Annotated in this window: 22 protein-coding genes; 13 read left to right on the top strand and 9 right to left on the bottom strand. The window is 61.4% G+C overall.

The genetic code is table 11. From position 1 onward, the window contains the following. Positions 1-42: 42 nt before the first annotated feature. Complete coding sequence (locus tag ACA057_RS27950; protein ID WP_497344022.1) at positions 43-621, bottom strand: DUF2796 domain-containing protein; 579 nt, start codon at positions 619-621, stop codon at positions 43-45. Positions 622-755: 134 nt separating this feature from the next. Here ACA057_RS27950 and ACA057_RS27945 point away from each other — a divergent pair, with 134 nt between their 5' ends. Next, positions 756-1,103 carry a hypothetical protein gene (locus tag ACA057_RS27945; protein WP_497344020.1) on the top strand — a complete coding sequence of 116 codons (348 nt, stop codon included), beginning with the start codon at positions 756-758 and terminating at the stop codon, positions 1,101-1,103. 70 nt (positions 1,104-1,173) lie between these two features. Here the strand turns inward: ACA057_RS27945 and trxA are convergent, their stop codons facing one another. The 3 genes from trxA to ACA057_RS27930 all read right to left on the bottom strand — a co-directional run bounded on the left by trxA (position 1,174) and on the right by ACA057_RS27930 (position 3,361). Beyond that, on the bottom strand, positions 1,174-2,046 hold the full coding sequence (trxA, locus tag ACA057_RS27940; protein ID WP_497344018.1) for a thioredoxin: 873 nt from the start codon (positions 2,044-2,046) through the stop codon (positions 1,174-1,176). A 197-nt stretch (positions 2,047-2,243) separates the two neighbouring features. Next, complete coding sequence (locus ACA057_RS27935) at positions 2,244-2,900, bottom strand: class I SAM-dependent methyltransferase (RefSeq protein ID WP_497344016.1); 657 nt, start codon at positions 2,898-2,900, stop codon at positions 2,244-2,246. Continuing rightward, on the bottom strand, positions 2,897-3,361 hold the full coding sequence (locus tag ACA057_RS27930; RefSeq protein ID WP_497344014.1) for a hypothetical protein: 465 nt from the start codon (positions 3,359-3,361) through the stop codon (positions 2,897-2,899). The genes ACA057_RS27935 and ACA057_RS27930 overlap by 4 nt, the downstream gene beginning before the upstream one ends. 128 nt (positions 3,362-3,489) lie before the next feature. Between ACA057_RS27930 and nrdR the strand changes: the two genes are divergently transcribed. From nrdR to ACA057_RS27870, 12 genes are all read left to right on the top strand, one after another. Next, positions 3,490-3,954, top strand: a complete 465-nt coding sequence (gene nrdR, locus ACA057_RS27925; RefSeq protein ID WP_003228656.1) for a transcriptional regulator NrdR — start codon at positions 3,490-3,492, stop codon at positions 3,952-3,954. After that, positions 3,951-5,084 carry a bifunctional diaminohydroxyphosphoribosylaminopyrimidine deaminase/5-amino-6-(5-phosphoribosylamino)uracil reductase RibD gene (gene ribD / locus ACA057_RS27920; RefSeq protein WP_497344012.1) on the top strand — a complete coding sequence of 378 codons (1,134 nt, stop codon included), beginning with the start codon at positions 3,951-3,953 and terminating at the stop codon, positions 5,082-5,084. Before nrdR ends, ribD begins: the two co-directional genes overlap by 4 nt. A gap of 46 nt (positions 5,085-5,130) precedes the next feature. After that, positions 5,131-5,796: a riboflavin synthase gene (locus ACA057_RS27915; protein ID WP_090179336.1), complete on the top strand. Its 666-nt coding sequence runs from the start codon at positions 5,131-5,133 to the stop codon at positions 5,794-5,796. Between the two features lie 16 nt (positions 5,797-5,812). After that, entirely contained in the window at positions 5,813-6,904 is a 1,092-nt protein-coding gene (gene ribBA / locus ACA057_RS27910; protein ID WP_401357551.1) for a bifunctional 3,4-dihydroxy-2-butanone-4-phosphate synthase/GTP cyclohydrolase II, read from the top strand. A gap of 91 nt (positions 6,905-6,995) precedes the next feature. Beyond that, positions 6,996-7,472: a 6,7-dimethyl-8-ribityllumazine synthase gene (gene ribH, locus ACA057_RS27905; RefSeq protein WP_003185938.1), complete on the top strand. Its 477-nt coding sequence runs from the start codon at positions 6,996-6,998 to the stop codon at positions 7,470-7,472. Then, positions 7,469-7,969 carry a transcription antitermination factor NusB gene (nusB, locus tag ACA057_RS27900; RefSeq protein WP_008153530.1) on the top strand — a complete coding sequence of 167 codons (501 nt, stop codon included), beginning with the start codon at positions 7,469-7,471 and terminating at the stop codon, positions 7,967-7,969. The genes ribH and nusB overlap by 4 nt, the downstream gene beginning before the upstream one ends. 16 nt (positions 7,970-7,985) lie before the next feature. Beyond that, positions 7,986-8,951, top strand: coding sequence for a thiamine-phosphate kinase (thiL, locus tag ACA057_RS27895; RefSeq protein ID WP_497344009.1), 966 nt, complete (start codon positions 7,986-7,988; stop codon positions 8,949-8,951). Further along, positions 8,948-9,451 carry a phosphatidylglycerophosphatase A family protein gene (locus ACA057_RS27890; protein ID WP_497344007.1) on the top strand — a complete coding sequence of 168 codons (504 nt, stop codon included), beginning with the start codon at positions 8,948-8,950 and terminating at the stop codon, positions 9,449-9,451. The genes thiL and ACA057_RS27890 overlap by 4 nt, the downstream gene beginning before the upstream one ends. Positions 9,452-9,473: 22 nt before the next feature. Continuing rightward, a complete protein-coding gene (locus tag ACA057_RS27885; protein WP_497344005.1) occupies positions 9,474-10,211 on the top strand; it encodes a substrate-binding periplasmic protein in 738 nt (245 codons plus the stop codon). Between the two features lie 170 nt (positions 10,212-10,381). Then, positions 10,382-10,999: a GTP cyclohydrolase II gene (ribA, locus tag ACA057_RS27880; RefSeq protein WP_045057501.1), complete on the top strand. Its 618-nt coding sequence runs from the start codon at positions 10,382-10,384 to the stop codon at positions 10,997-10,999. Further along, positions 10,996-11,415 (top strand): MFS transporter, encoded by a 420-nt coding sequence (locus ACA057_RS27875; RefSeq protein WP_497344003.1) that lies wholly within the window; start codon positions 10,996-10,998, stop codon positions 11,413-11,415. Before ribA ends, ACA057_RS27875 begins: the two co-directional genes overlap by 4 nt. Then, the gene (locus tag ACA057_RS27870) at positions 11,415-12,215 is read left to right on the top strand and encodes a cobalamin-binding protein (RefSeq protein WP_497344001.1); all 801 of its coding nucleotides are present in this window, start codon (positions 11,415-11,417) and stop codon (positions 12,213-12,215) included. The genes ACA057_RS27875 and ACA057_RS27870 overlap by 1 nt, the downstream gene beginning before the upstream one ends. A gap of 110 nt (positions 12,216-12,325) precedes the next feature. On the opposite strand, the gene ACA057_RS27865 is transcribed toward ACA057_RS27870, so the two are convergent. The 5 genes from ACA057_RS27865 to ACA057_RS27845 form a co-directional block, all read right to left on the bottom strand. Then, positions 12,326-14,209, bottom strand: a complete 1,884-nt coding sequence (locus ACA057_RS27865) for a TonB-dependent receptor domain-containing protein (protein WP_497343999.1) — start codon at positions 14,207-14,209, stop codon at positions 12,326-12,328. A gap of 144 nt (positions 14,210-14,353) precedes the next feature. Then, positions 14,354-16,252, bottom strand: coding sequence for a 1-deoxy-D-xylulose-5-phosphate synthase (gene dxs / locus ACA057_RS27860; RefSeq protein ID WP_497343997.1), 1,899 nt, complete (start codon positions 16,250-16,252; stop codon positions 14,354-14,356). Positions 16,253-16,344: 92 nt separating this feature from the next. After that, positions 16,345-17,232, bottom strand: coding sequence for a (2E,6E)-farnesyl diphosphate synthase (gene ispA / locus ACA057_RS27855; RefSeq protein ID WP_497343995.1), 888 nt, complete (start codon positions 17,230-17,232; stop codon positions 16,345-16,347). Continuing rightward, on the bottom strand, positions 17,229-17,471 hold the full coding sequence (locus tag ACA057_RS27850) for an exodeoxyribonuclease VII small subunit (RefSeq protein WP_007894317.1): 243 nt from the start codon (positions 17,469-17,471) through the stop codon (positions 17,229-17,231). Before ACA057_RS27850 ends, ispA begins: the two co-directional genes overlap by 4 nt. Positions 17,472-17,566: 95 nt before the next feature. Then, on the bottom strand, positions 17,567-18,736 hold the full coding sequence (locus ACA057_RS27845; RefSeq protein ID WP_497343993.1) for a Fic family protein: 1,170 nt from the start codon (positions 18,734-18,736) through the stop codon (positions 17,567-17,569). Positions 18,737-18,957 lie beyond the last annotated feature (221 nt).

The raw sequence follows: 18,957 nt of genomic DNA, 5'->3' as shown, positions 1-18,957 counted from the left end.
AATCGCGAGCAGGCTCGCTCCCACAATAGATCTACGATGGATTTAGAATTTCAGGGCTGCTGCCTTGGCCGTCACTTCCACGCCTTGCTGGCCGCTCGGGCTGATCAGTTGTACCTGAATTTTCTGGGTGGCCGGGAACGTGTTGAAGAGGTTCGCCAGGTCCAGACTCTTCAAGGCGCCCGGTGCTGAGCAGCTGAATTGGTAATGCGCATGAATCTCGCTGTGGTCATGGTGATGCTCGTCCTTGGCGTCTTCGTCGTGATCATCATCGGCATCCGGCTTGTCACCGAACAACGGGCTTTCCAGTTCCTGCATCGCCACCACGCAACCGGCGGCTGTCGGCAGATTGAACAGCGTCAGCGGTTTTTCCAGTTGCGCACGGGCGGTGGCGACCTTGGCTTTGTCGGCGTCAGTGGTGGCGGCGTGTTCGAAGCCCACCAGGTTCATCGCCGGGCTTTCCAGTTCCAGCTCCAGGGTTTGACCGTCCAACGCTGCGTTCAGACGAGCGACGCCATGTTCGTGGGCGCCGAGGCTGCCGTGCTCGTGATCATGTTCGTCAGCCGCGTGGGCGAAGGCCAGCGGCAGCAGGGCAAACGGCAAAGCGAGAAGCAGACGGCGCATGGCGGGTCTCCGACAGTAAAATGAATAATCTGTTATGTGATCTTATAACGTAAGTGCGGAGAGTTTGACCGCCTGCTTGGCGTTGCACAAGTCCCATGGGAGCATGCAAGTCAGAAATGTGCAGGAGCAGACTTATGTTGCGAATTCGTGGAAGCATCGGCGACTGGCCGGTGGATTTGACGCTGGAGATGGACGACTGCGACTGGGCACGGCTCGGCGCGCAGTTGCAAGTGGTCAAGCCTGAGGCCAGTGCGGCCCCGGCGAAACCGATCAATCAGGATGATGCGCTGTGGCAGATCGCCAAGGACTTGCTGCGCAAGGCCGGGCACATGAGCGGGCCGGATTTGCTCGAGCAGCTGGAAGGGCTGACTGGCAGCGCGGCGGCGGGCAAACGCCTGTTGGTGCGCTTGCGCCATTGTGCGGATGTAAAAGTGGAAAGCGGCGGCGATACACCGCTCTACCGCTGGATCGAACCCGCGTAGGAGCACAGCTTGCTGGCGAAGGCGATCTCAAGGACGCCATCGCCGACAAGCCGTGCTCCTACAGGACTACTTAGTAAAGCGCAGCAAACAACTTGCGGCGGTACGTGGTCACCAGCGGGTGATCGTTGCCCAGCAGTTCGAACACCTGCAGCAAGGTCTTGTGCGGCAAGCCTTCGCTGTAGCTGCGATTGCGCACGAACAGCTTGAGCAACGCATCCAGCGCCGCGTCGTACTGCTGGCGGGCCAACTGCTGGATTGCCAGTTGATACACCGCCTCATCGTCCTGCGGATTTTTCGCCAGGCGCGCTTTCAGGTCCGCTGCATCCGGCAGGTCCTTGGCCTGGCCGAGAAACTGGATCTGCGCCTTGGCGCCGGCCAATGCCGCTTTGTGTTCATCACTCTTGACCGCGTCGAGCACGGTTTGCGCTTCAACCAGCTCGCCACGCTCGGTGAGGCAGCGGGCGTAGAGGATCAGCGCCTTGGCGTTGGTGTTGTCTTCGCCCAGCAGCACGGTGAGAACGGCTTCGGCGTCGGCAAAACGACTGTCGTCGAACAGCGCCTGTGCCTGCTCGAGCGGATCAGCCGCCGCCGGTGGCGGCATTTGCACATGAGGTTCAAGCATCGCCCGCACGGCCGACTCCGGTTGTGCACCGGCGAAACCGTCGACAGGCTGGCCATCCTTGAACAGCACCACGGTTGGCAGGCTGCGGATACCGAAACGGGCGACGATGTCTTGTTCGAGATCGCAATTGACCTTGGCCAGCAGCAACTCGCCCTGATAGCTCTCGGCAATCGTCTGCAGCAACGGCATCAGCACTTTGCAGGGCGCACACCATTCGGCCCAGAAATCCACCAGCACCGGTTTGTGGAAAGAGTTCTCGATCACCGACTGGTCGAAATCGGCAGTCGTGGCGTCGAAGATGTACGGCGTTTCCTGACTCATGGGCAATCTCTTGGAAGCGTGAATAGGGCAACTATACGGCCTGGCGGGGTGTAGCCGGAAGTCGGCTGGTCGTTGGGAGATGTGTTGACTGACAGGACGCCTTCGCGAGCAAGCCCGCTCCCACAGTGGTTGGAGTGCACCACAAATCTTGTGGTCGACTTCATTTCTTGTGGGAGCGGGCTTGCCCGCGATGCTTTTTAGCCGCGCCGCGCATGGTAAAGGCTCACATGCCGAAACTCTTCCGGCTCGGCCAGGTCCGGCAAGGTCATTGCTTCCAGCATCTCGATGCGCTGATACAGCGGATGACGAAAATCCCGAACCCGCGAATCCGCCACCAGCGCTTCCCGGCCGCGACTCAAAAACTCATCGAGCAACGGCAGATTCGCCCGGTCGTACAACACGTCCGCCACCAGAATCAGATCAAACCGATCCGCCTCGGCGAAAAAATCCGTCGAGTAGTTCAGCTGTACGTCATTGAGTTCAGCATTCGCCCGGCACGCGGTAATCGCCAGCGGGTCCAGGTCACAGGCCACCACTTCGAGCGCGCCGGCCTTCACCGCCGCAATCCCCGCCACACCGGAACCGGCGCCGAAATCCAGCACGCGCTTGCCTTTGACCCATTCGGGAAATGCCGCCAGATAGCGCGCCACCGCCAACCCACTGGCCCAGCAGAAACTCCAGTACGGCGGCTCGTGCAGAATCCGCCGGGTTTCTTCCGGGCTGAAGGCGCGGTCCATCTTGTCGCCGTCGATCAGCCACAGCTTCAGGTCGGTGTCCGGCAGCGCACAAGCAACCAGTTGCGCGTCACCCAGCAGTTCACTCAGCGCCAGTTGCAGGTCGAGCGGTGCAATCATGGCGCTTTGACGAGTTGCAACTGACCCAGCGCTTGCGTCGTTGGCTGGGAGATGACTTGCGGTGGCAGATGCAGAATCAGCTGGCCGGACTGACTGGCCCGGCCACGCAGTTCCACGCGCGCGCCCATCGGGAAGGATTCCGGGTTGAAGCGCAGGTGAAACGGCAGAATCTGATTGGTGCCGATCAGGCTGGAACTGGCCAGCAATTGTTGCGGGCGGTCCTTGTCGTCGATCACCAGCAGCGCCAGTTCAACCTCGGCACCGGTCGGCACGCCTTGCAGGGTGCCGCTCAATTCACGCTGATACACCGGCAGCGGCCCGAGGTTGGCCGACTCCTGGGCTTTCTTCTGCGCCGCTTGCGGAGCAGGCCCTGGCGTCGGAGGCTGGGGCTTGGGCGCATCGCTGCTGCAGGCCACCAACAGGCTGAAAAGACTGAGCAATACGAGCGGTCTTAGGGACATTTGCGGCTCCAGCAAGGTGTAATCCATGGATCAAACTATATAGCCCATCTGTATACCGCAAACCCTATGGCTTGTCTTGCCACCGGGATGCGCTACCATGGCCCTCCCTTTTTTTGTTGCCTGCCACCATGCACTGTCCCTTCTGCGGTGCCAACGACACCAAGGTCATCGACTCGCGTCTGGTCGCCGAGGGCGAACAGGTGCGCCGCCGGCGCGAATGCCTGGCCTGCGGCGAGCGTTTCACGACGTTCGAGACCGCCGAACTGGTGTTGCCGCGCCTGATCAAAACCGACGGCAGTCGTCAGCCGTTCGACGAAGAAAAACTCCGCGCCGGCATGCAGCGTGCCCTCGAGAAGCGCCCGGTGAGTGTCGAACGCCTGGAATCGTCGTTGGTGCACATCAAACACAAACTGCGCGCCACTGGCGAGCGCGAGGTCAAATCCCTCGTGGTCGGTGAACTGGTAATGGCCGAGCTGCAAAAGCTCGACGAAGTCGCCTACATTCGTTTCGCCTCCGTGTATCGGCGCTTCCAGGACCTCAACGAGTTCCGCGAAGAGATCGATCGCCTGGCCCGTGAGCCGGTGAAAGAATGACCACGTCCGCAGAACAAGCGATCCTCGACGCCCATTACATGGCTCGTGCCCTGGAACTGGCGCGCAAAGGTCATTACACGACGCACCCCAACCCACGGGTGGGCTGCGTAATCGTGCGTGACGGGCAGATTGTCGGCGAAGGCTGGCACGTGCGCACCGGCGAACCCCACGCCGAAGTGCACGCCTTGCGCGCCGCTGGCGACAAGGCCCGGGGCGCCACCGCCTACGTGACGCTCGAACCTTGCAGCCACCACGGCCGCACGCCGCCGTGTGCCGATGCGCTGGTGAATGCCGGCGTGGCCCGCGTGGTCGCGGCGATGCAGGACCCGAACCCGTCGGTCGCCGGTCGCGGCCTGCAGCGCCTGGCTCAGGCCGGTATCGCCACCGAAAGTGGCGTGCTGGAAGGCGAGGCGCGCACGCTCAACGAAGGCTTCCTCAAGCGCATGGAACACGGCTTGCCGTTCGTGCGGGTCAAATTGGCCATGAGCCTGGACGGTCGCACGGCGATGGAAAGTGGCGAAAGCCAATGGATCACCGGCCCGGCCGCGCGCTCGGCAGTTCAACGCCTGCGCGCCCAGGCCAGCGTGGTGCTGACCGGCGCCGACACGGTGCTGGCAGACAACGCTCGTTTGACCGTCCGCGCCAATGAGTTGGGCCTGGACGCCGAGCAAACCGCCCTGGCCATGAGCCGTCCGCCACTGCGCGTGCTGATCGATGGTCGTCTGCGAGTGCCGCTGGACGCGCCGTTCTTCAAGGCCGGCCCGGCGCTGGTCGCCACCTGCATGGCGATCGAAGAGCAATACGCCAATGGCCCGGAATGCCTGATCGTGGCCGGCGACGATGGTTTGGTCGACCTGCGCAAGTTGCTGATCGAACTCGCCAACCGTGGCGTCAACGAAGTGTTGGTCGAGGCGGGCCCGCGCCTGGCGGGGGCTTTCGCTCAGCAAGGCCTGGTGGATGAATTCCAGATCTTCATGGCCGGCAAGTTCCTCGGCTCCTCGGCCCGCCCGTTGCTGGACTGGCCGCTGGCGCAAATGAAAGACGCGCCCGAGCTCAAAATCACCGAAATTCGTGCGGTTGGCGATGACTGGCGAGTCATCGCCATTCCTGTGCCAGCGGCGAGCGTATAATTCCCGGCCTGCGCCAAGCGAAGGTTTTGTTCTCGAGGAGGACTTCATGTTTACCGGCATCATCGAATCCATCGGCAGTATTCGTGCATTGACCCCAAAAGGCGGAGATGTGCGGGTCCACGTAGAAACCGGCAAGCTCGATTTGAGCGACGTCAAACTGGGCGACAGCATCGCGGTCAACGGCGTGTGCCTGACCGCGGTTGAACTGCCTGGCAATGGCTTTGCGGCGGACGTCAGTCGCGAAACCCTCGATTGCACCGCGATGAATGACTTGAAAAGCGGCAGCCCGGTGAACCTGGAAAAAGCCCTGACCCCGACCACGCGTCTGGGTGGGCATCTGGTCAGCGGTCACGTCGATGGCGTGGGCGAAGTGGTTGCCCGCACCGAAAACGCCCGGGCCGTGGAATTCCGTATCCGCGCACCCAAAGAGCTGGCCAAGTACATCGCCCATAAAGGTTCGATCACCGTCGACGGCACCAGCCTGACCGTGAACGCGGTCGATGGCGCCGAGTTTCTGCTGACGATCATTCCGCATACCCTGAGCGAAACCATCATGGCGTCGTACCAGCCAGGTCGCCGGGTGAACCTTGAAGTTGACTTGCTGGCACGTTATCTGGAGCGCCTGTTGCTGGGCGACAAGGCCGCAGAGCCGACAAAATCCGGAAACATCACCGAAAGCTTTCTGGCCGCCAACGGCTACCTCAAATCCTGACTCAAGGGGGTGCCTTGTGGCGCTCAATAGCATCGAAGAACTGGTAGAAGACATCCGCCAAGGCAAGATGGTCATCCTCATGGATGACGAAGACCGCGAGAACGAAGGCGACCTGATCATGGCCGCCGAGTGCTGCCAGCCTGAACACATCAACTTCATGGCCAAGCACGCCCGTGGCCTGATCTGCATGCCGATGAGCCGCGAGCGCTGCGAACTGCTGAAGCTGCCCCTGATGGCGCCACGCAACGGTTCCGGTTTCGGCACCAAGTTCACCGTATCGATCGAAGCGGCGACTGGCGTGACCACTGGCATTTCCGCTGCCGACCGTGCGCGCACCGTGCAGGCCGCTGCCGCGAAAGACGCCAAGGCTGAAGACATCGTCAGCCCCGGCCACATCTTCCCGCTGATGGCCCAGGCCGGCGGCACTCTGGCCCGTGCCGGCCACACCGAAGCGGCGTGCGACCTGGCGCGCATGGCCGGTTTCGAGCCTAGCGGTGTGATCTGTGAAGTGATGAACGACGACGGCACCATGTCCCGTCGCGCCGAACTGGAAACCTTCGCCGCCGAACACAACATCAAGATCGGCACCATCGCCGACCTGATTCACTACCGGATGATCCACGAACGTACCGTTCAGCGGATTGCCGAGCAGCCACTGGACAGCGAACTGGGCCAATTCAACCTGGTGACCTATCGTGATTCCGTGGAAGGCGATGTGCACATGGCGCTGACCCTCGGCACCGTGTGCGCCGAAGAACCGACGCTGGTGCGGGTGCATAACATGGACCCGTTGCGCGACCTGCTGATGGTCAAGCAGCCCGGCCGCTGGAGCCTGCGCGCCGCCATGGCTGCGGTCGCCGAGGCCGGCAGCGGCGTGGTGCTGCTGCTCGGTCACCCGCTCGATGGCGACGTGTTGCTGGCGCATATTCGTGAAACCGCCGACCACGCCCCGACGAAAAAACCGACCACCTACAGCATTGTCGGTGCCGGTTCGCAGATCCTTCGGGACCTGGGCGTACGCAAAATGCGCCTGATGAGTGCGCCGATGAAATTTAATGCGATATCCGGTTTCGATCTGGAAGTTGTAGAATACGTGCCCTCCGAATAATGACCGGTTGTTTCCAGTCCTTGATTCGCGGTTAACACATCACTGAGGGACGCGTAGAAAACGCGTCCCGGCTCTTTAAGAGATCTAACGAATGACCCTGAAGACCATCGAAGGTACCTTCATCGCCCCTAAAGGCCGCTACGCTTTGGTAGTAGGCCGTTTCAACAGCTTCGTCGTTGAAAGCCTGGTCAGCGGTGCAGTTGATGCCCTGGTTCGCCACGGCGTGAGCGAAAGCGACATCACCATCATCCGCGCGCCTGGCGCCTTCGAAATCCCGCTGGTTGCGCAGAAAGTCGCTCAGAAGGGCGAATACGCGGCAATCATCGCCCTGGGCGCGGTCATTCGTGGCGGTACTCCGCACTTCGAATACGTGGCTGGCGAATGCACCAAGGGCCTGGCCCAGGTATCCATGGAGTTCGGCGTACCGGTTGCTTTCGGCGTCCTGACCGTTGATTCCATCGAGCAAGCCATCGAACGTTCCGGCACCAAGGCCGGTAACAAAGGTGCTGAAGCTGCCCTGTCCGCTCTGGAAATGGTCAGCCTGCTGGCGCAGTTGGAGGCCAAGTGATTAGCGACGAAAGCGATCGTTTCAACCCGCGCGATCCAAAGCCTGCGGATGCCGGCAAGCCATCGAAAAGCGTCAAGCGTCGCGAAGCCCGTCAGCTCGCGACCCAGGCGCTGTACCAATGGCACATGGCCAAGCAGTCGCTGAACGAGATCGAAGCGCAGTTTCGGGTCGATAACGATTTCAGCGATGTCGATGCTGCCTATTTCCACGACATCCTGCACGGCGTTCCGGCCCACAAGCCTGAGATCGACGCTGCACTGACGCCGTGCCTGGACATCACCATCGAAGAGCTCGACCCGGTTGAACTGGCGGTTCTGCGCCTGTCCACCTGGGAACTGCTCAAGCGCGTCGACGTGCCGTACCGCGTTGTGATCAACGAAGGTATCGAGTTGGCCAAGGTCTTCGGTTCCACCGACGGCCACAAGTTCGTCAACGGTGTCCTCGACAAACTGGCCCCGCGTCTGCGTGAAGCTGAAGTGAAGGCGTTCAAGCGCTAATCGGCGCTTAACCGCTATGGGTGAGTTTGAGCTGATCCGTAACTTCTTCGCCGCCGCGCCTTGTGCGCAGGGCGGCGAAGGCGTTGCCCTCGGAATCGGCGATGACTGCGCCTTGCTGGCTGTTCCTCCCGGGGAGCAGTTGGCGATTTCCACCGACACGCTGGTTGCCGGTGTGCATTTCGCCGATCCCTGCGACCCGTTTCTGCTCGGTCAGCGCTCGCTGGCCGTGGCGGTCAGCGATCTGGCTGCCATGGGCGCCACCCCCATCGCCTTTACCCTTGCCCTGACCTTGCCGACGGTGACCGCCGATTGGCTGAATGCCTACGCCCGTGGTTTGAACGTCATGGCGCAGAGCTGTGGCGTGGCGCTGGTGGGCGGTGATACCACCCGCGGGCCGTTGAGCCTGACGATGACCGTATTGGGGCGTGTCCCTGCTGGCAAAGCGTTGACGCGCAGCGGCGCACAGCCGGGCGATTTGCTGTGTGTCGGCGGCGAGTTGGGCAATGCGGCCGGCGCCTTGCCGCTGGTGCTCGGTCAACGCACCGCGGATGCGGCCATCGGCGATCCGCTGCTGCGCCATTACTGGTCGCCGCAACCGCAGCTTGGCCTGGGCATGGCATTGCGCGGCAAGGCGACCTCGGCGCTGGACATCTCTGACGGCTTGCTCGCCGACTGCGGGCATATCGCCCTCGCGTCGCAGGTCGGCATTCAGATTGAACAGGGCACGTTGCCGCTGTCGACTGCGTTAGTCGCTTTCCTTGGTCAATCCGGTGCCGAAGCGGCCGCGTTGAGCGGCGGCGACGATTACGTGCTGGCGTTCACTTTGCCATCCGGTGAGTTACCGGCGTTGCTGGCCGACGGTTGGCCGATCCAGGTGGTCGGGCGTGTGGTCACGGGGCAGGGCGTGGTTCTGCTGGATGCTTCAGGGCAAGACATCACCCCGCAGACCCGGGGTTATCAACATTTTCGGGAGACACCGTGACAGATCATCCCAACCAGGTTCCGGCGGAATTCGTACCGCCGTCGGTCTGGCGCAATCCCTGGCATTTCCTGGCGTTCGGCTTCGGCTCGGGGACCTTGCCAAAAGCACCGGGCACCTGGGGTTCGTTGGTTGCGCTACCCTTTATCCCGTTGTGGCAGATGTTGCCCGACTGGGGTTATTGGCTGATGCTCGGCTTCACCATGCTGTTCGGTTTCTGGCTATGCGGCAAAGTGGCCGACGATTTGCGGGTACACGACCATGAAGGCATCGTCTGGGACGAAATGGTCGGCATGTGGATCACCCTGTGGCTGGTACCGGAAGGTTGGTATTGGTTACTGGCCGGGTTCCTGATGTTCCGCTTCTTCGACATTCTCAAGCCGTGGCCCATCCACTGGATCGACCGGCATGTGCACGGCGGCGTCGGGATCATGCTCGATGACGTGTTGGCCGGGGTGTTCGCGTGGTTGGGGATGCAGGGGTTGGTGTGGTTTTTCGCATGATGGGCTTGGCAGGAGGCTAGGGGTGGCTCGACGCTGGTTGATGGGGATGGTTCTCGCGCTGTTTTGTTCACTCGCCCAGGCGGGAGAGGCTGCGCCGACTCCACCAGTGATTCATCTGGCAAGCGAAGAGTGGGAAGACTACACCGCCGCCGATGGCCATGGACTGGGCTGGGACGTGTTGCGGGAAGTCTTCGAGCCCGCGGGTGTCAAAGTGGACTTTCGTATTGAACCGTACACGCGCTCCATCGGCCTGGCACAGCGCGGCGAAGTGGACGCCTGTGTCGGCGGTTATCGTGATGAAGTCAGCGATCTGCTGTATCCGCGCTGGAATTACGATACCGATCACATTTATGCCCTGGGTCTGGCGACTAATCCGCCACCGACCGCGCAAACCCTGGGCAATTATCGACTGGCCTGGGTCCGTGGTTACAAGTACGAGACTTATTTGCCCAACGTGCGCCGTTACAACGAAGTGGTGCGGCGCACCGGGATTCTGTCGATGCTGACGCACAACCGTGCCGACTACTATATCGATGCATTGACCGAGGTGGATTACATTGTCCGCCGGGCCAAGGATCCGACCCAGTTCCGTCGCACCCATATCGCAGAATTGCCGCTGTATTTGTGTTTCGCCAATACGCCCAAGGCCCGCGCATTGATGGCGCTGTACGACCAGCGCATGGAACTGCTGGTGAAAAGCGGCCGATTGAAGCCGATCTTCGAACGCTGGAAACAACCCTATCCGTTCGACGCCAATTAAACGCGGTCAATGTGGGAGCGAGCAAGCCGGCTCCCACAGGGGTGGTGCGCGGGCTGTGATCTAACTTTTTGATTGTTATGCCCCATAATTCAGCCTAAGCGTCTGTCGGGCCCTGCTGTTACAATGCCGCGTCTGCGAATCTCCAGTACCTATAGATCAGGAGCACACCGGTGCCTGTCGTTTTTGTCGCCGCTTCCAAGCTGCCAACGCCTTTTGCGCAATTCACCATGCACGGCTTTCTCGATGAAGAAAACGGGCGCGAGCACGTTGTGCTGAGCCTGGGTGAATTCGACGATGGTGCCCCGGTACTCGGCCGGTTGCACTCCGAATGCCTGACTGGCGACGCCTTGTTCAGCCAGCGTTGCGACTGCGGTTCGCAACTCGAGGCCGCCTTGCAGGCCATCGCCCGTGAAGGCCGTGGCGTCTTGCTCTACTTGCGTCAGGAAGGCCGTGGCATTGGCCTGCTGAACAAGATCCGCGCCTACGAATTGCAGGATGGCGGCGCCGACACCGTTGAAGCCAACGAGCGTCTGGGCTTCGCCGCTGACCAGCGTGATTACGCCATGTGCCTGCCGATGCTGGAACATCTGGGCGTGAAATCCCTGCGTCTGATGACCAACAACCCGCGCAAGGTCAAAGCCTTGACCGACATGGGCATCGTCGTTGCCGAGCGCGTGCCGCTGCACACTGGCCACAATCCGCACAACAAACTCTACCTGGCCACCAAGGCCAGCAAGCTCGACCACATGATGGGTAACGAGCATCAGGGCGAGGCAGACCGGGCGTGACCCGTGGTCAGGTGCGGCGGCGACTGTCGGTCAACTGGTGGCAATACCTGGCGCTGGCCTTGTTGCCGCTGTTCGTGATCAACGGCGTATTTGGCCAGAGCGAGGCGATTCTGCCGGTGCTGGCCATGCCGTTGTTCATCGCCGGTGTGGCCTCGATGTTCGTCAGCCTGAAGTTCTTCGGCGGCTACAAACACGCGCTGATCGCGACGCAAAAAGCCCTCGACACCCCTGAAGAACCTGGCGCCTGGATCGATTTGGCCGCCAAGCGCCGCACGGCGTTCCTCGCGGCGGCTCTGCCCGCCTGGGTGGGTGCCCTGGCGGTATTCGTCGGCCTCGAAGCGGTGCCGCTGGTGCTGCTGGGCCTGTCGACCCTGGTGCTGTTCTACCTCTACCGTATCCCGCGTCAACTCGGCTGATGCCTCGCGTCTGGCTGGCGATGTTGTTGCTGGCCGTCAGCGGCTCGGCGTTAGCGGTTGAGCGTGTTGTCAGCCTCGCGCCGTCTCTCTCTGAAATCGTCGTTGAGCTGGGTTCTGCCGACCTGCTGGTGGGCGTACTGGATGCAGGCGAACGTCCGGTCGAACTCAAAGACCTTCCTTCTGTTGGCCGTTATGGCCAGTTGGACATGGAACAATTGCTCAGCCTCCAACCCGATTTGTTGCTGCTGTGGCCCGGCAGTGTGGGGCCGGCCCAGCGTGAGCAACTCAAGCGCTTGAACATTCCGACCTACGTTGCCGAACCTCACAACTTTGAACAGCTCACCGCGCAGATCGAGGCGATCGCCACTCAACTCGGCAGGCCTGAGCGCGGTGCTCCATTGGCCACCGACTTGCGTCAGCGACTGGCTTCACTGCGCCAGCGCTATCGACGGGATGAGCCGCTGCGAGTGTTTTATCAGGTTTGGGATCGGCCGCTGTACACCGTCGGCGGCGGGCAGATCATCAGCGATGCGCTTGAAGTGTGTGGGGCGCGCAATGTATTTGCCGACCTGACATTGCCCGCCCCGCAAGTCAGTGTGGAAGCTGTGTTGCAGCGTAATCCGGAGGTGATTCTGGCGAGTGATCAGGCGCAACTTGACGCATGGAAGGCCTGGCCGCACGTGGCGGCGGTGACGCAGGGGCAATTGTTGTTGGTGACGGATAAGGGACTGGAGCGGCCGAGCGGGCAGATGATCGAGGCGACGGCCAAGCTCTGCCGAGTGATCGCACCCGACCGTTGAGACCGATTCGCCTGAATCGCGGGCAAGCCCGCTCCCACAGGGATCACATTAAACCTGTGGGAGCGGGCTTGCCCGCGATGAGGCCGGTGCAGACGATACAGATCCCCGGATCAGATTCCAGGCGTCCAGGTCACCCCAAACATCCACGCCCGACCTTCCTCGCGATACCCAAACTGACTGCCGTCATGGCTGTACAACGCCCGGCTGTAACCCTTGTCCAGCAGGTTATCGACCTTCAGCTCAAGCTTGACCTCACGATTCAATTCCCAACTGCTGCGTAACCCCAGCAGCGCATACCCACCCAACGGCTGCTGATTGTTTTCGTCGTCATAGCTGCTACTCACCGCCTGCCAACTGGCACCAAGCCCGAGTCGGTCGAACTGCCGATCCAGGTCCAGGCTCAAGGTCCGCCGCGCACGACGCGCCAGGGTATGGCCGCTGTCGCGATCCCGTGGGTCGATGATCGCCACGCCAAGGTTGCTCTGCCAGCCGAACAACTCCTGCTTCAACGCCGCTTCGAAACCGTTGATGCGTGCCGACGCGACGTTCTGCGGCCGTGAGTTGCTGCCGAAAATAATCGCGTCTTCCAGGTCTGTGCGATACAGCGAAGCTTCCAGGCGACTGCTGTCGGTCAACTGACTGCGCCATTGCAGCTCATAGCTTTTAGAGGTTTCAGGCTTGAGGTCCGGGTTACTGAAATCGGGGTAATACAGGTCGTTGAAGGTCGGCGCGCGAAAGCCTTCGCTGTAGGTCAGCAGCACATCGTTGTCCGGATTCAATGGCAGGGTAAAGGTGCCGCTCCAACTGTTCTGCCCGCCGAACTGCTGGTTCTGGTCGCGGCGCAGGCCCAACTCCGTGGAGAAACCATCCGCCTGATAACGATGCTGAATAAACGCCGCACGGTTCCAGCGGCTGTCCTCGTCGAACGGCGTGCTGCTGTTGATGCGGTCTTCGTACCAGTCGCCGCCGAGGATCAAGCTGTTGCGTTCGTTGAGGGTCAGGTCGTTCTGCCAGTTCACCGAATCGCGATACGTATTGAACACGCTGCGCTCATCGCTGAGCTGGTCGAGGGTCTTTTCGCGGTTCTCGCTGTGGCCGAATTCAATGCGGGTTTTCCAGCGTTCATTAACCCGCGCATCGACGTAACTGCTGACGCTGCTGACATCGAATTCGCTGTAAGGCTGCTGCTGGACCGACTCGAAAGTGTCCAAGTCAAAGCGGCCGAACGGGTTGTCGAATTCGCTTTTGCCGCGGTTATCCAGCAGGTTGGCGCCGATTTCGAGGTCGTCGCTGAGGGCGTGACTCAAGCTCAGGCTCAGCGATTTATTGCGGTACTCATCGTGATCGCCGTCGCTGGGATAGGACTCGCGGGTACGGTTGATCCCGGCGGTTTCATCGAGGCTGGCGCCGAGATTGAAGCGGGTTTTTTCATCTCCGCCGGACAACCCGAGGCTGCGTTCCCAGGTCTGGTTACTGCCAAATCCGACATGCAGGCGCGGTTGCAGGCCGGGTTCATCGCCACGCCGGGTGAAAATCTGGATCACCCCGCCAATCGCATCGCTGCCATACATCACCGAGCGGGAGCCGCGCAGCACTTCCACGCGCTCGACCTGTTCGATGTTGATGTGTTGCAGGTTGCTGTCGCCGGAGGTGGAATTGCCGATCCGTTGACCGTCCACCAGCACCAGGCTCTGCGCCGATTTGGTACCACGGATGTAAATCCCCGGCAGACTGCCGCGCCCACCGGTTTGCCCGACTTGCACACCCGGCACGCGCCGCAGCAGATCCGTCACGCTGTTCGGCTGCAGGCGGTCGATGTCTTCGCGGGTGAACACTGTGTTGGCGGCGCTGCTGTCGTTGCGCGCTTCAACCTGGCGGTTGGCGCTGATCAACACGTCGGGCAGCTTCAGGGCTTGATCGCGTTCGAAGGTGTCAGCCAGGAGAGGGGCGGACGACAGAAGCGTCAGCACCAGAGCGAAAGGGGATAGTTTCAAGGGCAATCCGAGGAAGATCAAATTTGACGCGAACAACTGTGGGAGCGAGCCTGCTCGCGAAGGCGGTGTGTCAGTCAGTATCTAAGTCGACTGACACTGCGCTATCGCGAGCAGGCTCGCTCCCACAGGGTTATGCATGTTTCTTTAGATGTTGAGGAGTTGCAAGCGCTCACGAATCGAAGCCTCGATCCCGGCCTCATCCAGTCCGCATTCAGCCAGCATTTGCGCCGGCTTGGCGTGTTCGACATAACTGTCCGGCAAGCCCAGGTGCAGCATCGACTTGAGGATGTTCTCGCGAGCCAGGAACTCGCTGACCGCGCCACCGGCACCGCCCATGATCGCGTTCTCTTCGAGGGTCACCAGCAACTCATGGCTGCCAGCGATTTCGCGAACCAGTGCTTCATCGAGGGGTTTGACGAAGCGCATGTCGACCACGGTCGCGTCCAGCTTCTCGGCGACTTTCAGCGCCTCGGCCAGTTGCACGCCGAACACCAGCAGGGCGACTTTGCTGCCCTGGCGGCGAACGATGCCTTTGCCGATTTCAATCGGATCGAGGTTTTTCTCGATCGTCGCGTTCGGGCCGGAACCGCGCGGATAACGCACCGCCGCCGGACCGTTGAACAGGTGGCCGGTGGTGAGCATTTTGCGCAGTTCGTTTTCGTCGCTCGGGGTCATCACCAGCATGCCGGGGATGCACCGCAGGAACGACAGGTCGAAGCTGCCCGCATGCGTCGGGCCGTCTTCGCCCACCAGACCGGCGCGGTCGATGGCGAACAACACGTCGAGGTTTTGCACCGCGACGTCATGGATCAGTTGGTCGTAACCGCGTTGCAGGAAGGTCGAATAAATCGCCACCACCGGTTTCGCGCCTTCGCAGGCCATGCCGGCAGCGAGGGTCACGGCGTGTTGCTCGGCAATCGCCACGTCGAAATAGCGCAGCGGGAAACGCTCGCTGAAGGCCACCAGATCAGAGCCTTCTTTCATGGCCGGGGTGATCCCGACAAGGCGCGAATCAGCAGCGGCCATGTCGCACAGCCATTCACCGAACACTGCGGAATACTTCGGCCCGCCAGTCTTTTTCGGCGCGGCGGCCGGAGCGTCCAGGGGTTCGAGCTTGGTGATCGCGTGGTAACCGATCGGGTCGACTTCCGCCGGGGCGAAACCTTTGCCTTTCTTGGTGACGACGTGCAGGAACTGAGGGCCCTTCAGATCGCGCATGTTGCGCAGGGTGGCGATCAGGGTCGGCAAGTCGTGGCCATCGATCGGGCCGATGTAGTTCCAGCCCAGCTCTTCGAACAGCGTGCCGGGAACCAGCATGCCTTTGGCATATTCTTCGGTGCGACGGGCGATTTCCCAGGCGCCCGGCAAGCGCGACAGGACCTTTTTGCTGCCTTCACGCATGCTCGCGTAAGTGCGGCTGGACAGGATCTTCGCCAGGTAATTCGACAGCCCGCCGACATTGCGCGAGATCGACATGTCGTTGTCGTTGAGGATCACCAACATGTTGGCGTTCACTTCCGGCGCGTGGTTCAGCGCCTCGAACGCCATGCCGGCGGTCAACGCGCCGTCGCCGATCACCGCGATCGCCTTGCGATCACTGTTCTGCAGGCGGGCGGCAATCGCCATGCCCAGCGCTGCACTGATCGAGGTGCTGGAGTGGCCGACGCCAAAGGTGTCGTACTCGCTCTCGGAACGACGCGGGAAGGCGGCAACGCCGTCCTTCTGGCGCAGGGTGCTCATGCGCTCGCGACGTCCGGTGAGGATTTTGTGCGGATAGGCCTGATGACCCACGTCCCACACCAGCCGGTCGTCCGGGGTGTCGAAGACGTAATGCAACGCGATGGTCAGTTCGATGACGCCCAGGCCGGCACCGAAATGCCCACCGGTCTGACCGACCGTGTAGAGCAATTCCAGGCGCAACTCATCGGCCAGGGTTTCCAGCTCGGCTTCGCCTAACCGGCGCAGGCCGTCCGGCGTGTTGGCACGGTCGAGCAGGGGCGTGGTCGGGCGCTTGCGGGGAATCTCATGAAACGTCGTGGGCATCAGGCGAATCGTTATAGGTATAAAAGATGCGGCAGTTTACCTGATGCATCGTCCCCTGCCCACGCGTTGGTTTTAACTTGGCGGATACGCCATCAGCTGCGCCGGTCGACGATATAGCGGGCCAGGTCGCGTAACGGCTCGGCGGCCGCGTCAAACGGTCGCAGTGCGTGCAGGGCCTGATCGCGCAGTTCCAGGGCGTAAGCCTTGGCCGCGTCGAGGCCGAGCAGGGCCGGGTAAGTCGGCTTGTCGCGCGCGATGTCCGCGCCCTGGCGCTTGCCGAGGGTTTCGGTATCGCTTTCGACGTCGAGAATGTCGTCCTGCACCTGGAACGCCAGGCCGATGGCCAGGGCGTACGTCTGCAAGGACTTCAGTTCGTCTTTCTCGGCACGGCCACTGGCCAGGGCGCCGAGCTTGACGCTGGCCTCGATCAGCGCGCCGGTCTTGTGCCGGTGCATGTACTCAAGGGCTTTTTGATCGAGCTTCAGACCGACCGAGCCGAGGTCGATGGCCTGACCGCCGACCATGCCGGCCGGGCCTGCTGCCAACGCCAGGGCGCTGACCATCTGCAAGCGGATTTCCGCGTCCAGGGTAGTCAGGCGCGGGTCGAGCAGGGCGCTGAACGCCAGGCTCTGCAAGCCGTCACCGGCGAGAATCGCGCAGGCTTCATCGAATTTTTTGTGCGTCGTCGGCTGGCCGCGACGCAGATCGTCGTCGTCCATCGCCGGCAAATCGTCGTGCACCAGCGAATAAGCGTGGATCAACTCCACCGCACAGGCTGCGCCGTTGGCTTGTTCCGCCTGGCCGCCCAGCGCTTCGCACGCCGCGTAGGCCAGCAGCGGACGCACGCGTTTGCCACCATTCATCACGCTGTAGCGCATGGCCTCGTACAACCGCGCGAGCTCAGGGCTCGGCGCGATGAACAGGCTTTCCAGTGCAGCGTTGACGCGGGCCTGGCTGGTCGCCGAATACGCTGCAATCATTCTGGCTGATCCGCGTCGAAGGGTTCCTCGGCCAGCTCGCCATCACGCTCGAGCAGCACCTGAACCTTTTGCTCGGCCTGGGCCAGCGCCGCCTGGCAATCACGGGTCAGACCGATGCCTTGCTCGAAAGCGGTCAGCGAGTCTTCCAGCGACAGTTCGCCATTCTCCAGACGCTCGACCAGCGTTTGCAGGTCAGCGAGGGATTGTTCGAAATCCAGTGCAGCTTTTTTGCGGGCCATGGCGGCGATTTCCGGTTGACGTTAAACCGGCGCGACACTAGCAGACATGGGGGTTATGGGCAAATGAACAGGGTGTTTCGGCCATTGCACCTGCGTTACGGCCTGGGGCTTTCGGCGCCCTGCCATTTTGCATCTTCGGGATAGCTGACTTGGTACCGAGTACTGCGTCCTCCACCGGGTAAGCGTTTCAGGCAGCCTTTTTCCAGCAATTCAGCCAGATGACGAGTCGCGGTGGCTTTGGATACTTTCGCCACTGACTGATATTGCGCCGCGCTGATCCCGTCTTCGAAACCGCGTTCCCCGCCATCGAGCAAGCGGTTCAGCACTTTTATCTGCTCGGTCGACAGGTCGGACGCCCGATGCGCCTGCCAGAAACGCGCCTTACCTAACACCGATTCGATTCGCGCCATGGCTTGCATCAAGCTGCGCAACAAGGTTTGCAGGAACCACTCCAGCCAGTCAGTGATATCCGCGGTCGCCTTCTGGCTGGATTCCAGCACCCGGTAATAGCCAGAACGGTCCTCGAGAATGCTCGCTGACATGGCGTAGAAGCGGATCGACTGTGCCTCGCCCTGAGCCAGCGCCAGGTCGGTAATGGTTCGCGTCAGTCGACCGTTGCCGTCGTCAAACGGGTGCAGGGTAACGAACCAGAAGTGCGCAATGCCGGCCCGCAGCAACGGATCGAGGCCAGCCTGATTTCGACTGGCTTCAAACCAGTTGAGAAAGGTCTCGAGTTGTCGCTCAAGTCCTTGTCTGGGCGGCGCTTCGAAGTGCACGGTGGGTCTGTCGAGTCGCGCGGAAACCACTTGCATCGGCTCATCGCCGCGCAATGCGCCAACCCGGATCGAGCGGGAAGCAAGGTCAGTGTGCTGATCAGGAAATAGCCATTCTTGCCATTCCAGCAGCCGCTCCAGCGTCAGTGGCTCAGCGAAATGTTGAGTGGCATCGAGCATCAGTTGCGCCAGCCCTTCACTGCGCTGGTTGACGTTATCGCCATCGTCCAGCTCCAGCCCCAACCGCCGTGCCAATGAAGAGCGAACCGAACCGACGTTCAACTGCTCCCCCTCAATCGCCGACGAGGTCACGATGTTCTGCAGCAGCGCATCCAGCTCGCTTTGCGCACTCAGCGAACTCCCCACCGAACGGGCCATGCCCATGAGTTGGCCCAGCGCCCGAACGCACTCGCGCAGCAGTGGTGACAAACGCTCGGCTTGCCAGTTGAAGTTCGGCCAATCAGGCTGCTGCCAGATCCAGTGAGGCGCCATAAATGCAGTGCTCTTGAGTGAGTGAGCCGAATAAAAATGCTATTCGGCTCATTTGGTGAGCCGAATATGACGCCTATTCGGCTCACCGTCCACAGTATCGCCGTGATACTCGCCGCAAATCGCGAAGCCTGCGATTGTCAATAAACCGCCAACTGGCTACCCTTCGCGCCTCTACGACCCCATAGTCACGGGTCTTTCAGACGAAACGCAGTTTTTGCATC

Source organism: Pseudomonas sp. LBUM1661 (genome assembly GCF_059695925.1).
The sequence above is the reverse complement of the archived record's forward strand: the minus strand, read 5'-3'. Positions and strand labels throughout refer to the sequence as shown.

Bases quoted from the DNA above. Each gene is read 5' to 3' on its own strand.
- ACA057_RS27950 (WP_497344022.1), bottom strand. From the start codon at position 621: ATGCGCCGTCTGCTTCTCGCTTTGCCGTTTGCCCTGCTGCCGCTGGCC.
- ACA057_RS27945 (WP_497344020.1), top strand. From the start codon at position 756: ATGTTGCGAATTCGTGGAAGCATCGGCGACTGGCCGGTGGATTTGACG.
- trxA (WP_497344018.1), bottom strand. From the start codon at position 2,046: ATGAGTCAGGAAACGCCGTACATCTTCGACGCCACGACTGCCGATTTC.
- ACA057_RS27935 (WP_497344016.1), bottom strand. From the start codon at position 2,900: ATGATTGCACCGCTCGACCTGCAACTGGCGCTGAGTGAACTGCTGGGT.
- ACA057_RS27930 (WP_497344014.1), bottom strand. From the start codon at position 3,361: ATGTCCCTAAGACCGCTCGTATTGCTCAGTCTTTTCAGCCTGTTGGTG.
- nrdR (WP_003228656.1), top strand. From the start codon at position 3,490: ATGCACTGTCCCTTCTGCGGTGCCAACGACACCAAGGTCATCGACTCG.
- ribD (WP_497344012.1), top strand. From the start codon at position 3,951: ATGACCACGTCCGCAGAACAAGCGATCCTCGACGCCCATTACATGGCT.
- ACA057_RS27915 (WP_090179336.1), top strand. From the start codon at position 5,131: ATGTTTACCGGCATCATCGAATCCATCGGCAGTATTCGTGCATTGACC.
- ribH (WP_003185938.1), top strand. From the start codon at position 6,996: ATGACCCTGAAGACCATCGAAGGTACCTTCATCGCCCCTAAAGGCCGC.
- thiL (WP_497344009.1), top strand. From the start codon at position 7,986: ATGGGTGAGTTTGAGCTGATCCGTAACTTCTTCGCCGCCGCGCCTTGT.
- ACA057_RS27870 (WP_497344001.1), top strand. From the start codon at position 11,415: ATGCCTCGCGTCTGGCTGGCGATGTTGTTGCTGGCCGTCAGCGGCTCG.
- dxs (WP_497343997.1), bottom strand. From the start codon at position 16,252: ATGCCCACGACGTTTCATGAGATTCCCCGCAAGCGCCCGACCACGCCC.
- ispA (WP_497343995.1), bottom strand. From the start codon at position 17,232: ATGATTGCAGCGTATTCGGCGACCAGCCAGGCCCGCGTCAACGCTGCA.
- ACA057_RS27850 (WP_007894317.1), bottom strand. From the start codon at position 17,471: ATGGCCCGCAAAAAAGCTGCACTGGATTTCGAACAATCCCTCGCTGAC.
- ACA057_RS27845 (WP_497343993.1), bottom strand. From the start codon at position 18,736: ATGGCGCCTCACTGGATCTGGCAGCAGCCTGATTGGCCGAACTTCAAC.